The sequence below is a fragment of the Arcobacter sp. s6 genome (assembly GCF_040884245.1).
Taxonomy (GTDB): Bacteria; Campylobacterota; Campylobacteria; order Campylobacterales; family Arcobacteraceae; genus Aliarcobacter.
In genome coordinates, this window is the sequence record NZ_JBEVTN010000017.1 from 55,048 (window position 1) to 70,854 (window position 15,807).

14 protein-coding genes are annotated in these 15,807 nt (G+C 24.4%); 8 read left to right on the top strand and 6 right to left on the bottom strand.

Going from position 1 to position 15,807, the window contains the following annotated elements; genetic code table 11:
• Positions 1-70: 70 nt before the first annotated feature.
• Positions 71-3,574 carry a response regulator gene (locus tag ABVS04_RS11470; RefSeq protein ID WP_368030868.1) on the bottom strand — a complete coding sequence of 1,168 codons (3,504 nt, stop codon included), beginning with the start codon at positions 3,572-3,574 and terminating at the stop codon, positions 71-73.
• A 137-nt stretch (positions 3,575-3,711) separates the two neighbouring features.
• On the opposite strand from ABVS04_RS11470, the gene ABVS04_RS11475 reads away from it, so the two are divergent.
• On the top strand, positions 3,712-5,598 hold the full coding sequence (locus ABVS04_RS11475; RefSeq protein WP_368030869.1) for a mechanosensitive ion channel family protein: 1,887 nt from the start codon (positions 3,712-3,714) through the stop codon (positions 5,596-5,598).
• Positions 5,599-5,606: 8 nt separating this feature from the next.
• Here ABVS04_RS11475 and ABVS04_RS11480 read toward each other — a convergent pair whose 3' ends face one another.
• Both ABVS04_RS11480 and ABVS04_RS11485 read right to left on the bottom strand, forming a co-directional pair.
• Positions 5,607-6,020 (bottom strand): hypothetical protein, encoded by a 414-nt coding sequence (locus tag ABVS04_RS11480; protein ID WP_368030870.1) that lies wholly within the window; start codon positions 6,018-6,020, stop codon positions 5,607-5,609.
• A 9-nt stretch (positions 6,021-6,029) separates the two neighbouring features.
• On the bottom strand, positions 6,030-6,344 hold the full coding sequence (locus ABVS04_RS11485) for a hypothetical protein (protein ID WP_368030871.1): 315 nt from the start codon (positions 6,342-6,344) through the stop codon (positions 6,030-6,032).
• A 111-nt stretch (positions 6,345-6,455) separates the two neighbouring features.
• On the opposite strand from ABVS04_RS11485, the gene ABVS04_RS11490 reads away from it, so the two are divergent.
• From ABVS04_RS11490 to ABVS04_RS11515, 6 genes are all read left to right on the top strand, one after another.
• Positions 6,456-6,737, top strand: a complete 282-nt coding sequence (locus tag ABVS04_RS11490; RefSeq protein ID WP_368030872.1) for a peptidylprolyl isomerase — start codon at positions 6,456-6,458, stop codon at positions 6,735-6,737.
• 297 nt (positions 6,738-7,034) lie between these two features.
• The gene (locus ABVS04_RS11495) at positions 7,035-7,253 is read left to right on the top strand and encodes an XRE family transcriptional regulator (RefSeq protein ID WP_368030873.1); all 219 of its coding nucleotides are present in this window, start codon (positions 7,035-7,037) and stop codon (positions 7,251-7,253) included.
• Positions 7,250-8,005 carry a bifunctional hydroxymethylpyrimidine kinase/phosphomethylpyrimidine kinase gene (gene thiD / locus ABVS04_RS11500; protein WP_368030874.1) on the top strand — a complete coding sequence of 252 codons (756 nt, stop codon included), beginning with the start codon at positions 7,250-7,252 and terminating at the stop codon, positions 8,003-8,005. Before ABVS04_RS11495 ends, thiD begins: the two co-directional genes overlap by 4 nt.
• A gap of 72 nt (positions 8,006-8,077) precedes the next feature.
• Positions 8,078-8,377 (top strand): hypothetical protein, encoded by a 300-nt coding sequence (locus ABVS04_RS11505; RefSeq protein ID WP_368030875.1) that lies wholly within the window; start codon positions 8,078-8,080, stop codon positions 8,375-8,377.
• A gap of 33 nt (positions 8,378-8,410) precedes the next feature.
• Positions 8,411-9,643, top strand: a complete 1,233-nt coding sequence (locus ABVS04_RS11510) for a glutamate-5-semialdehyde dehydrogenase (protein WP_368030876.1) — start codon at positions 8,411-8,413, stop codon at positions 9,641-9,643.
• A gap of 50 nt (positions 9,644-9,693) precedes the next feature.
• A complete protein-coding gene (locus tag ABVS04_RS11515; RefSeq protein WP_368030877.1) occupies positions 9,694-11,565 on the top strand; it encodes a glycosyl hydrolase in 1,872 nt (623 codons plus the stop codon).
• Positions 11,566-11,615: 50 nt separating this feature from the next.
• Here the strand turns inward: ABVS04_RS11515 and ABVS04_RS11520 are convergent, their stop codons facing one another.
• Positions 11,616-12,323, bottom strand: a complete 708-nt coding sequence (locus ABVS04_RS11520) for a hypothetical protein (RefSeq protein WP_368030878.1) — start codon at positions 12,321-12,323, stop codon at positions 11,616-11,618.
• 151 nt (positions 12,324-12,474) lie between these two features.
• Here ABVS04_RS11520 and ccoG point away from each other — a divergent pair, with 151 nt between their 5' ends.
• Complete coding sequence (ccoG, locus tag ABVS04_RS11525; RefSeq protein ID WP_368030879.1) at positions 12,475-13,791, top strand: cytochrome c oxidase accessory protein CcoG; 1,317 nt, start codon at positions 12,475-12,477, stop codon at positions 13,789-13,791.
• A gap of 2 nt (positions 13,792-13,793) precedes the next feature.
• On the opposite strand, the gene ABVS04_RS11530 is transcribed toward ccoG, so the two are convergent.
• Positions 13,794-15,125 carry an ATP-binding protein gene (locus ABVS04_RS11530; RefSeq protein ID WP_368030880.1) on the bottom strand — a complete coding sequence of 444 codons (1,332 nt, stop codon included), beginning with the start codon at positions 15,123-15,125 and terminating at the stop codon, positions 13,794-13,796.
• Positions 15,103-15,783 (bottom strand): response regulator transcription factor, encoded by a 681-nt coding sequence (locus tag ABVS04_RS11535; protein ID WP_368030881.1) that lies wholly within the window; start codon positions 15,781-15,783, stop codon positions 15,103-15,105. The genes ABVS04_RS11530 and ABVS04_RS11535 overlap by 23 nt, the downstream gene beginning before the upstream one ends.
• Between the last annotated feature and the right edge of the window lie 24 nt (positions 15,784-15,807).

Here is a 15,807-nt window from a genome sequence, read left to right on the forward strand (position 1 = left end):
TATTTATTCTTAGTATACTACAATTAATTTTATATTTAAAGAAAGTTTATAAATTATTTTATTTATAATTCTACTTTTCAATTTCTAATAAAATTTCTTCTAAGATTACAATAGCCTTTTCATATTCTAAAGAGTCTAAATAATCTTTTATTTCATTTGCAATAAATTTATTTTTTAACTGTATAACTTGATTGCATAATTTATTTATATTTTCACTATTTAAAAATCTACTTTCTTTTAGCATCTGTATTATTTCTTTTAAATCTATTATTATTGTTGATAAATCATATAATGGTATTTCATCTTCCTTTGGATTTTCTATTTCATTAATCATAAGCATAACTTCTTTTAACTCAATTATTAATTGATTTAAAAGCTCTCTTTTTTTATTAATAATATTTTCTTGTTCAATTTCACTTGTTATTTTATATAAAGTTTTTAAAGCAAGATTTCCACTTACACCTTTTAACTTATGAATACTTTTTGAAAATTCTTCTGTTTGAAAATTTTCATTTAGCTCTTTATCATAATCTTTATATGTTGATTCAAATTTTTTAAGTAATTCATTTGCTAATTTTTCATTTCCTATTCTTTTTAAAAGTTCATCAAAATCTATATGATTGTTTGAAATATAGTTTTTCCCATTTATTGAAGTATCAATTGAAATTAAATTTGGAAGATATTTATTAATAACTTTGAATAATTCATCAAAATCTATAGGTTTTGCTAAATGCTCTTGCATTCCTGCTTCTTTTGATAAAATTTTATCTTCATTCATAACAGCTGCTGTTAATGCAATAATTGGAGTTTTATCATTAAAAGTTCTTATACTTTTGCTAGCATCAAAACCATTCATTCGTGGCATATGAATATCCATCAAGATAATATCAAAATTGTTTTCTTTACATATTTCAACAGCTTCTATCCCATCCTTAGCTAAAACAACTTGCACCCCTATTCTTTTTAACATTTCTTCACAAACAGTTTGATTTATTTCATTATCTTCAACAAGTAAAATCTTAGCATTTATAGAATAATTATCTTGATTTTCTGTATCTTTTGTAAAGTTACTTTTATTTGATTTTTCTAAGCTTATTAGTACATCATAAATTGATGATGGAGTAAAGGGCTTTCTTAAAATATTGTTTATAGAAACATCTTTTTCTTTTAATTTTCGTTTTAGATTATCTTCTTCATATGCTGTAACCATGATAATTTTTGGGCATTTTTGTAAATCTTTTTCTTTTAATTCTTTAACAAAATCAACCCCATCAAGTTCAGGCATAATCCAGTCGACTAAAATATAATCAAAATCTGAATCACTTTTAATTTTTTCTAATGCATTTTTTGTACTTAAACAACTATATGATTGAACTTGCCATGAGCTTAAAATATTTTCGATCAGTCTTATATCTATTTCATTATCATCTATTATTAAAAATCTCTTATTTTTAAAATGCTTGTTATCTAATTGCGAAGAACTTTCATAATTTAAAACTAATGTAAATGAAAATATTGTTCCCATATCTTTTTTACTACTTACTTCAATACTACCATTCATTAATTCAATTAATTCTTTAGTAATAGTAAGACCTAATCCTGTTCCTCCATAAACTCTAGTAGTGGAATTATCTACTTGTGAAAAAGATTTAAATAGTTTTTTCTGTTCTTCTTCATCCATTCCAATACCACTATCTTTTACACTACATTTTAATGTTAATTGATTGCTCTTTTTTTCTATTAAAGTAGTTTTTATTTCTATGTAACCAGAGTTTGTAAACTTAACAGCATTTCCAACAAGATTGTTAAATATTTGTGTTATTCTAAGTGGATCTGCAAGTAAGATTTTAGGTATTTTATCATCATAATCAATATGTAAATCTATTTTCTTTTCATGTGCTTGATAATCAAAAAGATTGGTTACATTTAAAAGTAATTTATCAAGATTAAAACTTGTTTTTTCAAGGGTTAGTTTATTTGCTTCAATTTTAGAATAATCTAAAATATCATTAATTACATTTAAAAGTGCCATTGATGAAGTTTCAGATTTTTGTAAAAACTCTTTGATTTTTAAACTAGGATTTGATTGTAAGGCAAGTCTATTTAAACCAATAATACCATTTAAAGGTGTTCTAATTTCATGGCTCATGTTTGCAAGAAATTTACTTTTTGCTTGATTTGCTTTTTCAGCTTCTATTTTTGCTTCTTCAAGAGATTGCATCAATCTCTTTCCTTCTGTAATATCTTGAAAGATTCCTTCTATTTCAATCATCTTAGCATTTTCATAAATAGCTCTAAATTTTGTAAAAAAGTTTAATGTTTTATTATTTTTTGTAAAATTTTCAAATTCAAAAAAAGCTTCATCTTTTATATTAGAAATTTTTGTTTTAAATTCATTTAAAAATACTTCACTAAAAAAATTTCCTAGTTCATCTAATTTATAAGATTTTTTTTCAACATTCTCATAACCCAAAAGATTAAAAAAGTTTTCATCAAAAGTAATTAACTCATCTTTAATATTATATTTATAGTAACTAAGCTTTACTAACGCTGTAGTCTCTTTTAATCTATCATCAGTTTTAGAAATTGTTCTTGACATTGAATTAAAAAGTTTTGATAAAAAGAATGAAGCTATTAATGCTAGTAAAAATACAATAAAAGATACTACAATATATTCTTTAGTTTGTTCTTTTTTTAGCTCTTGTATATAAGTATCTTTTAGTTTAATAAGTATATATAAGTCATTTGAAACATCAAAATCAAATTTCTTAATAAAAACTTTTTTATCTTCATATTGATTATTCTTTAAAGCATAATCAATTTCTTTTTTATACTCCGAGTTAAGATTATATTTCTCATCAAGATAAAATCCCCAACTTTTTTCTTTTTCATAATGACTTAAAGTATTTCCATTTTTATCAAATAAAATAGTGTCATATATAGAATGTTCTTTTAGAGTATTTAAAAAATCTTTCATAAAATAATTAATAATAAGAATACCATTAAAACTACCATTTTTTTGAATAGGTAAAATCGCTCTTATTGTTGGAGTAAAAGGAAGCTGAATCTTCTTATTTTCTATATTTAAATCTAGATTTGAGAACCAAATTTTTTCAGATGTCATACTTAATGAATTATCAAAATAGTATCTATTTTTTTTATTTTGTAATTTTTCTTTTTCTACTAAATATGCAGGATCTGATATTTTATTCCTGTCTACTCTGATAATTTCATTTCCATCTTTATCTATATATCTTAATTGCATAATATCATGAGCACTTCTAGCTAAAGCTAGAAATAATTCTTCAACCTTGCTTTCATCTCTAGTATTTAAAAATTCTTTAAAATAATTTGATATATTTATAGAATTAAGTTGATTTGTTGCTAAATTTAAAAATTCTTTAAAAACTCTATCTTTCTCATAATATATATTTATAGAATTTGAAAATGTAATATTTTGTACTTTTTCGCCAAATAAGATTTTATTAGTTAAAATAAAAGAAAAAACAACACCTAAAGTAAATAGTATAAGAATAAATTCTACTTTAAAATTTTTATAACTACTTTTGATCATATTAACTCCTATTAGTTATGATTTTATCATATATTTTTACAATTTAAATTTATTATTTTAACTTTTATTATTTATACATATATATTAGTAAGCTTAATAACTATATAATTGACCTAAAAATCTAAAAGGAAAGATAAGTGTTTAACAAACTTTTATTAAAAATATTTATTATTTTAATTATTCCAATATTTTTATTCTCAGATAATATTCCAAATGCTTCAATTAAATTAATAGCCAAAGATAATCCAACTGCCAAACCAATTACAGAACAAACAGTACTGGAAGAAAGCACTAGTAAAAGCTTAGAAGATCAAATAGATGCTCAAAATAAATTATTAGATGAAATATTAGTTAATATAAATAATGAAGTATATCTTACATCTTTACCAGAAAAAAGTTTCTATGAAAATGAAATCTTATTTTTAACAAATAGAATAAATACAAATAATTTACAAAACAATATTTTAGCAGCTAAAAGAGATGAATTAAAAGTAAATCTTTTAGAAGAAAAAGCTTATTATGAAAACACCCTAAAAGAGATAATTATAGGAAAACAAGAGTTTAAAAATAAAAAATATTTTGAAGAACTTTTACAAAAGAATATTCAAAAAATACAAGATTTTAAATTAAGTGATTATACACTTTTATATAATAATGAGTTAAAAAATGATAATAAAATATCTAAGGAATTTGTAGATAATTATGTAGAACTTTATAATCAAAAACACACTCAACTATTTGTATTACAATATTTATATTCAAATATACAAAAGTTTAGAGCTTCTAATTTTTTTATTGATGAGTTCAATCTTAAGTATATGATAAATAAAATTGATAATATAAAAGCTATTTCTTATTTTTCATCACTAACTTCATATCATTTGAATTTTTCAATTGGTGAAGCAACAGTAGTAATTTTGATTATAGTATTTTTTAGACTATTAAACAGATATTTAATTGCTTTAATAATAAATTTTATTTCAAAAATATTATTTAAAAATGATGAAGAAGCTGAAGAAAGCGTTCTTTACTATTTAAAAGATGCTATAAATTCTCCTTTAATTTATAGTTTATATCTTTTTTCTATTCAACTTTCTATTTTTATTTTAATAAAAGATCAGGCCTTAATAAATCAAATAATGCCTTGGATAAACACTTTATACATTGCACTTCTAACATGGGCTATGTATTCTATTCTTAATAACAGTATTAGTATATATGCTCAAAATTTATTGGAAAAGTATCAAAATGTAAGAAAAGAGATGATTGTTTTTATATTAAAAATTGTCAAAGTATTACTTATTTTAGTTGTAATTTTATTTTTATTTACTCAACTTGGAATTGATGTAAAAGCAATTGCTGCATCTCTTGGAGTTGGGGGTATTGCAATAGCACTTGCTGCAAAAGATACACTTGCAAACTTTTTTGCTTCATTAAATATTATGACTGATAACTCATTTTCACAAGGGGATTGGATAAAAACAGATGATTTTGAAGGAACAGTTGTTGATATTAGAATGAGAACGACGAGAATCAGAACATTTGATAATGCCATGATTACTGTTCCCAATACTCAAATAGCAAATGCTCATATTTTAAACTGGTCAAAAAGAATCATAGGAAGAAGAATAAAAATGAGTATTGGAGTAACCTATGAAAATAAAATGTCAGATATTGTATGTTTAAAAAATGATATTTTAGATATGTTATTAAATCATCCAAATATTGCTTCAAATAAAAACATAGATATTTCAAGAACAAAAGCCTTTGAGGCAATAAAAAGAGAAGATTTAGAAGGAATTAAAAATACTCTTTTAGTATATATTGATGAATTTGGAGCAACATCTATAAATATTTTAGTTTATTGTTTTTCAAGAAGTCCTGTGTGGGAAGATTGGCTTGATACAAAAGAAGATGTAATGATAAAAATAGCAAGATTAGTTGAAAAAAATCATTGTGAATTCGCATATCCTACTCAAGTTGTTCATTTGAAACAAGAGGAAAAAATAGAAGACTTAAGTTAGAAAATCTTCTATTTTTCAAGTAATATATCAGCTTTAGTTCTAAGTTTTTTTTTATATAAAAACTCTTTTTCTCTAGCTGTAAATTTTTCCTCTTTTTTCTCTTCTTGTTTTGATTCTCTTTTTTGCTCTTTTTTAAAATCTTTTTTTGAATCTTTTTTAGTATTTACTTCTTCCTCTTTTTTAAACATTGTCAAAAGTAAATAAACAGAAAAAACTATATTGAATATGATTATTAACCATTTAGAAATAAGTGCCATTTCTAAAAATGCTAATTTATCTTTTAATTTCAAATATTCAACAACATCTGAATATATAGCATTTGCAAATAAAGCAATAATCAAGAGTAAAACAATTAAGATTACTCTTCTTCTAAATTTAAATAAATAGTACCAAAAAAATGCAGATTTAACTTGTTTAAACATTTTTAATTCCTAAACAAAAAAATTTAAACCAAGAGCTGCAAGGGCAACTACGAGGGATTTTGTTTTTAAATCATCAACAATTTTTCTCTCTTCATCTGCAATTATAATTTCCAGTTGTTCATCCGTATAATCATCAAAGCTTTTATGATTTTCGACAAGTCTAGCTTTTGTTGCAAGAACAGCTTTTTCTCTAATTTTTGCGTTTACGGCTTCTTTTATTTGTAGGCTTTTTATTTTTGGATAATCAAATGCTTTTGTTGCATTTTCACTTGCAATATTTAATAATTTATTTGAATTTTCTTTTAAAGTATCTTTTATTCCCATAATTTTTCCAATATATTTTTCTTTTATTTTATCATTTATCTATTAATGAAAACATAATCAAGTATATCTCAAATCATATTTGATAAAATAAAAAAAAATACAGGAATATAAATGTCAAAAGCAACAGCAAGACACATTCTTCTAAATAATGAAAAATTAGCTAGAAAATTAAAAAAAGAGATAATAAACAACGAAATTACATTTGAGAAAGCAGCAAAAAAGTTTTCTAAATGTGGTTCTGCAAAAAGAGGAGGAAATCTTGGAACTTTTCAAAAGGGCGATATGGTTAAAGAATTTGACAATATAGTTTTTACTCAAGATTTAAACAAAATTCATGGACCAATAAAAACTCAATTTGGTTTTCACTTAATAGAAATAATGGCTAGATACTAGCCATTATTTAAAAACCCAAAATACTTTTTTAAAATTTAATATTTCAATAAAATCTTATAAAACATATTCCCATCTTGGATAAATCGAAGTAATAGTCTTCATCTCATCAATTTTAAACACATTAATAATCTTAAATCGACCACTTGTTAAAAATGCTTTTATTTTCATTTTGTATTCCTTGATTTTTCTAACTAAATTATAGCCAATTGTTTATAATATTTTACTTAATTTTATATGCTTATATATATTTATATTATTTTTATGATATACTTTTGCATATTTTTTTATTGGAGTCAAATGGATAAAGATAGTTTTAAATCATTATTAAAAAAAGCTAATTTCAATAAACGTACATTTTCAGAACATCTAGGATTAAAATATCAAAGTGTAAATTCCTGGGGAAACAATGGTAGAAGCGTTCCCTATTGGGTTGAGTCATGGTTAAATTTATATATTGACAATCATAAATGTAAGCAAATAAAAGAAATGTTGAGAAATACAGGAGTATGTGAATGAAAGTAGTTTTATCAATAGCAGGAAGTGATAGTGGCGGCGGTGCAGGAATTCAAGCTGATATAAAAAGTGCACAATATCATGGTGTTTTTATGACAACTGCAATTACAGCAGTTACTGCTCAAAATACAAAAGGTGTTAGTTCAATTGTTGTGTTAGAACCATCTTTTGTAAAAGAGCAAATAAATAGTGTACTAAGTGATTTTGAAGTAAGTGCTATAAAAGTAGGAATGTTAGGCTCAAAAAATCTAATTTTAGAAATAAAAAATGTAATAAAGGATTTAGATATTCCAATTATTTTAGATCCAGTTGCAATATCAAGAGCAGGATCTAAACTAATAGACGATGAAGCAATAAATAGCTTAAAAGAACTATTTAAATATAGCTATTTAATTACACCAAATAAATATGAAGCAAAACTTTTCTTTGGAGTAAATTCTATAGAAGATATTAAAAACTTAGTAAATTTGAAAACAAATATTTTATTTAAAAATATGATTGAAAATCAAAATGAAACTCTTGATGTATTATTAACAAGTGATGGACAAACAAAACAGTTCAAAACCTCTAAAGCAAATGATTCAAATACCCATGGAACCGGTTGTAGTTATAGCTCATCAATAGCTTCATTAATTGCAAAAAAACACTCTTTGGAAGATGCAATCAAAATATCAAAAGAGTATATTTATAATGCTATAAAAAACGCGCCTAATATTGGAAATGGAAATGGACCTATAAATCACTCTCTTAAATGATTTATAGGCCTTAACAAAGCCTTATTTAAGCAGATTATACATAAAATACGCAAATCAAAAAAGGGATAAAAGATGGAACCACAATACGATAAAATAATAGTACTACTGATTGTAGTAACAGCTGCATTTTTAACATGGAAAATGGTAAAAGATTTTTATATCACAAAATTACATAAAGTTTTCGCACATTTAATTGCTGTTATTACATCATCATTTATGCTATTGTCATCAATGTTTTTATTTTTACCTAAAAATTACCAAAGAGGTGTAGGTCCAGAAGTTGAAATAACATTTACAAGCATAATTACTGTTATTGTGATGCTTGGCGTTTTATATTTATTTTTCAAATATGTACCTAGTAATAAGAAATAAATTAAAAAATAAATAAATTATATAGGAAAAGAAATGCAAACATTTTTAGAAGAGGCTAAAAGATCTAGTCGAACTATTGCAAACCTAAGTACTGCTGTTAAAAACAAAGTACTAAACGATATGGCTGATGCTTTAATGCATCATTGTGATTTTATCATTGAACACAATCAAAAAGATATGTCAAATGCTATTTTAAATAATTTAGATGATGCTTTACTTGATAGACTTCTTTTGACAGGAGATAGAGTTCAAGCAATGTCAGATGCAATTAGACAAATAGCATCACAAATGGAACCTGTGGGAAGAATACTTGATGGATGGGTTACAAAAGATGGTTTAAATATTCAAAAAGTATCAATTCCAATTGGAGTGATTGGTATTATTTATGAAAGTAGACCAAATGTAACAAGTGATACAGCGGCTTTATGTTTTAAAAGTGGAAATGTATGTGTGCTAAAAGGTGGTAAAGAAGCAGAGCAGTCAAATAAAGCAATTGCCGTTGTTCTAAAAGAAGTATTAGCAAAAAACAAACTTCCAGAACAAGCTATTTCACTTCTACCTGATTCATCAAGAGAAGGTGTAGCAAAACTTATAAAACAAGATAAATTTGTAGATTTAATAGTTCCAAGAGGGGGAGAAGAACTTATAAAATATGTAAGTAAAAATTCTTCAATTCCAGTTATTAAGCATGATAAAGGGCTTTGTCATATTTACGTTGATAAAGATGCAGCACCAGCAAAAATAATTGACATAGCAATAAATGCAAAATGTCAAAGACCAGGCGTTTGTAATTCTATGGAAACTTTATTAATTCATGAAGATATAGCACCATATATTTTACATGGATTAGAAGATGCATTTAGTGAATATGGAACTATTTTAAAAGGTTGTTCTGAAACGATGAAATTTATAAAAGTAATTCCAGCTACACTTGAAGATTATGATACAGAATACTTAGCAAATATACTAAATATAAAAATAGTAAAAAATGTTGAAGAAGCTATTACTCATATTCAAAAACATGGTTCTGGACACTCTGAATCAATTTTAAGTGAGAACTACACAACTGTAAATAAATTTTTAAACGAAGTTGATGCGGCGTGTGTTTATGCAAATGCAAGTACAAGATTTACAGATGGTGGAGCTTTTGGATTAGGAGCTGAAGTTGGAATTTCAACGAATAAACTTCATTCAAGAGGACCTATGGGAATTAATGATTTAACAACATTTAAATATAAAATTTATGGTTCTGGTCAAATTCGATAGTTTTCAGATAAAATGTCAAAAAAGTATAAAAAATAAATTAGTAGAGAGATATGACAAAAAAAATATTATTAACCCTGTCAAGCGTAATTGTTGCAGTACTATTTTGGTACTACTTTGGAGCAGTATCTATTTTAAAAGATAATTCAAGCTCTTTTTCTAAACTTCAATGTGTATCTTATGCACCTTTTGCAAAAGATGAATCACCATTTTTATTTGATAGTGGTTTAGTTATTTCAAGTGATAAAGTAAAAGAAGATTTAAAACTTTTATCAAAATACACAGATTGTATTAGAACTTATTCAACTGTTGGATTAGAAATGATTCCAGCAATTGCTAGAGAAAATAACTTAAAAATGCTTATGGGAGCATGGGTTAGTAAAGATAAAGTTCAAACAAAACAAGAACTTGATACTTTAATTAAATTAGCGAGTGAAAACCAAGATATAGTAAGAGCTGTTATTGTTGGAAATGAAGTTTTACTAAGAGGTGATACATCAGATGTACAGCTTACAGAATACTTAAAACAAGTAAAAACTGCACTTCCTAATACAAAAGTAACATATGCAGATGTTTGGGAGTTCTGGCTTAAACATCCAACAATTAGGGAAAGTACAGACTTTGTAACTATTCATATTCTTCCATATTGGGAAGATGAGCCAATGGGAATAAAAAGAGCTATTGGTCACTTAGCTGATGTTAGAGGTGAAGTTGAAAGTATTTTAAAAGATAAAAATATTTTAATTGGTGAAACAGGTTGGCCATCTGAGGGAAGAATGAGAGAAGATGCACTTCCTAGTAAAATAAACCAAGCTTTATTTGTAAGAGAATTTGTTCAATTAGCAAATAAAAATAATTGGAATTATAATATCATAGAGGCTTTTGACCAACCTTGGAAAAGAGTAAGCGAAGGTGCTGTTGGTGGATTCTGGGGATTATTTGATAAAGATAGAAATGATAAAAATGTTTTTGCAGGAGATGTATCAAATTTTCCTAACTACAAATATTTAGCATTTGGAACACTTACTCTTATATTATTATTTTCATTTTTATTAAAAAATAAAGAAATATCAACAAAAAGATTAATTGCATTTTCATCTATAAATACTATATTTGCAATACTGTTTGTACTACAAATTGAACAATATAATTTAACAGCAAGAACAACCTTAGAAGAGATATGGGCATTTTTAATATTAGCAGTGCATATTGCTATTTACTATTTCTTCCTATTGAATATTGTAAAAAATAAAGAAAATGATTCAATACCAGTTTCACTGTTTTACTCATCAGCAATTTTAATGGCTATTACAAATATTGGTTTAGCATTTGATGGAAGATATAAAAACTTTGAAATATATATATTCGCAATTTCAGCTATTTCATTTTTATGGGCTTATAGAAATAAAATTCATGAATTAAATTTTGGTAAATTTGAAAAAGCATTGTCTTTAGTTGTGCTAATCTCTTCAGCTTATGCCCTTTATAATGAAACAATTGTAAATATTTTTTCTAATACATGGATTATTATTACTCTAGTTTTTGCATTTATTTTAAATAGAGGAAGCAAAGGTATTAATTTTTGTCAAATAAGAGAATTATCAATTTATGTATTAGTTTTCTTTGCTGCTTTTTTTACTCTAAAATATGGTTTTACAGATAATAAAGAAATTGCAACACAATGTAATTTATATGCTGGAACATTAACTTGTAAAATAAAAGATTTAATTGGAGCATATATATACTTTGGATACTTAGGAGTTACAGCATTTATTATTACATTAATAGCTCTAGTTTTAAATAAAAAAATTACGACTTTAATAGCACTTGCCGCTAGCTCATGTGCAATTGTATTATCCAATCCATTTTTAGGATCAATTGGATTTATTATTTGTACTTATTTTTTAACAAAAAATAAAGATTAAAAAAGATTTTATTCACTAGCTTGTGTTTACAAGCTAGTAATTTTAAGTATTTATTTTTTTGTTTTTTCAGATTGTTTAATAAGATTTTCTATAGTTTTATTTTCTTCCTGAATTTTTGCTGGTACTACTTCATCACTATCAACATCACCGATTATTTCTTCCATTGTTTTAACAGGAAAAGGTGGTAATTTGAACTTATCTTCTTTAATTGTAATATTAAATACTGCAAGTTTAGCTTCTTGAATTTGCACAAGACCAAGTGATTTTGTTATTAGTTTTAAAGGAACTGAATTATAAACCCAGATTTTATCCTCACCTAGTTGCCAAACATCACAATCATATCCTAAAATTTTTTCAACACCTAAATTTTTCGCACCCATAGAAATAAATGCTTCTTTATTTTTTACACCTAAAGTTGGATCTTCATCATCTAATACCATTTTTTGAGTATATGTTATTTCATCAGTAAAATCTACATTGTAAATTTTATCTCCCATAATTTTTGTAATTGTTCTTTCTTCTTCTGTTTCATTCATCACAGTTTGTTGGATTTTTTCATCTGTTAACTCAACATTTCCAAAATCTTTAAAATAAAGTTTACTAGTTCCACTTAATGTAGCAGAACCTCCTGCCATATCTCCTTCTCCAACAATTTCATATTCAATCATTCCTGATTTCACATCATATCTATTTGCAGCTGCAAATAAATTAACAACACCTAATAACAAAAATATAGCTATATATTTTGATTTTCTCACCTTTTTATCCTCTAGTAAATTGGCGGAATTATACAGATTATAAATGATTATTGCAATAGATTTTAAGCTATTTTTTTTAATATATTTAAAATAAATACCACCAAATGAACACCATATTCAATTAGGATAAATAAAACAAAAGGAGTTTTCTATGTCGTATTCAAAAAAAAGATATTTTATCTATTTTTTTATAAGCTTATTTATAATGATAGTTCCCTTCATCACTATAAATAATAATCATCTATTGTTATTATCATTTGATAAATTGCAATTTCATTTCTTAGGTATAGTATATAGTGTTAGTGAACTTTATATTATGCCATTTTTACTTATATTTTTATTTATTGGTATTTTTGCAATAACATCAATGTTTGGAAGAGTTTGGTGTGGATGGGCATGTCCTCAAACTATTTTTAGGGTTATTTATAGGGATTTAATAGAAAGTACAATTCTTGATTTAAGAAGAATTAAAAATAAACAAAAAGATATTGATTATAATAAAAAGAATAATCAAGTTAAAGAATATTTAGCAATTACTTTATGGGCAATTATTTGTTTAATAATTTCATCGAATTTTATGTTATATTTTGTACCACCTGAAGATTTCTTTAAATATATAGAAAATCCAGTAGAGCATAGTTTTATGATTTTATTTATTCTTTCAATTACTTTATTTTTAATATATGATATTGTCTTTATAAAAGAGAATTTTTGTGTATATATTTGTCCCTATTCTAGAATTCAATCTGTTTTATACGATGATAATACAAAACAAGTTACATATGACCACACAAGAGGTGGGAAAGTTTATGAAAATAATGTTAAATCAATTTTTAAATTAAAAGAATGGAAAAATCAAGAAGAATGTACCACTTGTGAAGCTTGTGTAAAAATATGTCCAACACATATCGATATAAGAAAAGGATTACAAGTTGAATGCATAAATTGTTTAGAATGCAGTGATGCTTGTAGTACTGTAATGAATAAATTTAATAAACCCTCACTCATAAATTGGGGAAGTACAAATAAGGTTTTAAATAAACAAAACATATCTCTTTTTACTAAAAAAAATATAACATATTTTGCATCACTATTTTTAGCTATATTTTTAGCTTTTTATTTTTCTTTAGATAAAGAAGATTTTTTGGTAAATGTAAATAAAACTACTCAACTTTATAAAATAAAAGAAAATAATATTGTTGCAAATAACTATATATTAACAATTCATAATACTCAAGATGAAACTCTAAATTTTGATATAAAAGTACTTGATGAAAAAAACTATAAAATAAAAAGATTTGATAATTTTACCCTTGATGCAAATAAAAAAATAAAAAAAGTTTTAATAATTGAAACTACAAAAGACTATGCAAAATCTACAAATAATATTTCTGATATAGATATAGAAATAAGTACTTTAAATAAAAAATTTAAAGTTACTAAAAAAATATCTTTTATACACCCATAATATTAAATAGCCTTTTCAATAAGGAGGGAAAAACAAGCTCCCTCTTTTTGATTTTCAACACTTATTTTTCCTAAAAATCCTTCTTCTATTATCATTTTACAAAGATATAAACCAAGACCATTCCCCTGCTCTTTTGTAGAAAAATATGCTTCAAATACTTTTCTTAGATTTTTACTTTTTATTCCACCGCCATTATCAAGTAAAGTAATAATTACCTCAGCACTAGAAGAGGTGATTGTTACGTTAATTTTTGGATTTTTAATATTTTTCAATACATCAATTGAGTTTGAAACAAGAGAAAAAATAACCTGTGAAAGTTCACTTTTTACTCCAAATACTTTTATATCTTCATATGTTTTAAAATTTATTTTAGAACTTATATTATGTTTTTTTAAATCAGCTGATAATATTGTTATAGCATTATCAACAGCATCTTTTACCATAAAAGTTTCTTTCTCTTTGGAACTTGTGTAAAACTCAGTAAAATCACTAATAGTTTTTGATAAAAAAATCACTTGTTGTTTTGCTTGTTCTACTTTTTTATCAAAATATATTTCATCTAAATTTTTATTTTCAAATCTCTTTTTTAGATTGATTAATATATATGAGATATTATTTAAAGGCTGACGAAATTGATGAGTTATATTTGCAATCATTTCTCCTGATTTTACAAACTTTGATTGATGTAAAACCATTTGTTCAAAATTTTTATTTCTATTTTTTAAATCATTATATTTATATGATACTGATATTGTAAAAAGTATAGCTTCTATTGCAAATACACTTAAAACTATATCAAAATATCCACTTTGAATATAATAGTTTTTAAAATCAAAAACAAAAAGAAATATACAAAGAATAGACCAACCAATAACATATATAAGAGTTGGTTTAAAGCCTTGTTTCAAATTAAAAATAATTGATATAAATAAAATTGCATAAATGATAGTATAAGGAATATACTCAAAAAGCATATAATGATAAAAAGCTGTTAATATAACTACATTTAACAATATAGTATTTATAATTAGCTCTTTATAGTTAGTAATTTTTGGTAAAAACTTTCCTTCATAAAAAGTCACTGCAAAAAGAATTGCACTAATACTTGCTATTACTACAGATACGTCTTGAACCCATAAACTTATTTCAAATAAATTACTATAAGTAAGAATATAAATCAAAGAAAAAATTTGCATAAAACAATAACTTATATAAAATATCTCTTTTGAATATATATATCTTATCAAGGTGTATACAATTGTCATAATCAATATTCCAAAAGTAATACCATAAAATAAAATTAGATTTACATCATAGAGCAATTTTGTATCCACTATTTGTAAGATTTAAAATAAGTTCTTTTGGGATTTTTGTTTTAATATTTTTTACAAGAGTTTTTAAAGCATCTTTTGTCATAACACTATCATACCAAACATAATTTTCAATCTCTTCATAACTTACATATCTATTTGAATTTTTTATCAATAACTCTAAAAATAAAATTTCTTTAGCTCTTAATTTTACTATTTCATCTTTTATAAATAAATTTTTATTAAAAGTATCAAAATATGTATCAACATCTAGTTTTATAATGTTTGTTTTATCCTCTTCTAAGCTATTAACACATAAAAATAAAGCCTCTTCAAACTCTTTTTCATTTACAGGTTTAACGAGATATTTCACAAGTCCTAGTTCGATGGCTTTTAGTAAATAATCCTTATCACAAAATGCAGTTATAACTATTATTTGAGTTTTTTTATCTTTTTGTCTTATTCTTTTTACAAATTCTAAACCATTTAATTTTGGCATTTGAATATCTGTAATTATAATATCAGGTTTGTATTTTTCATATAATTGCAAGGCTTTTATAGCATCGCTAGCTTCATAAATATTCTCAAAATAATTTTCAAGGTATTCAATACCATTTTCTCTAGCTATTTCATCATCTTCAACATATAATATTTTTATATTTTTATAGTATTTTCTTAACATATAATATTATATCTTATATATGAT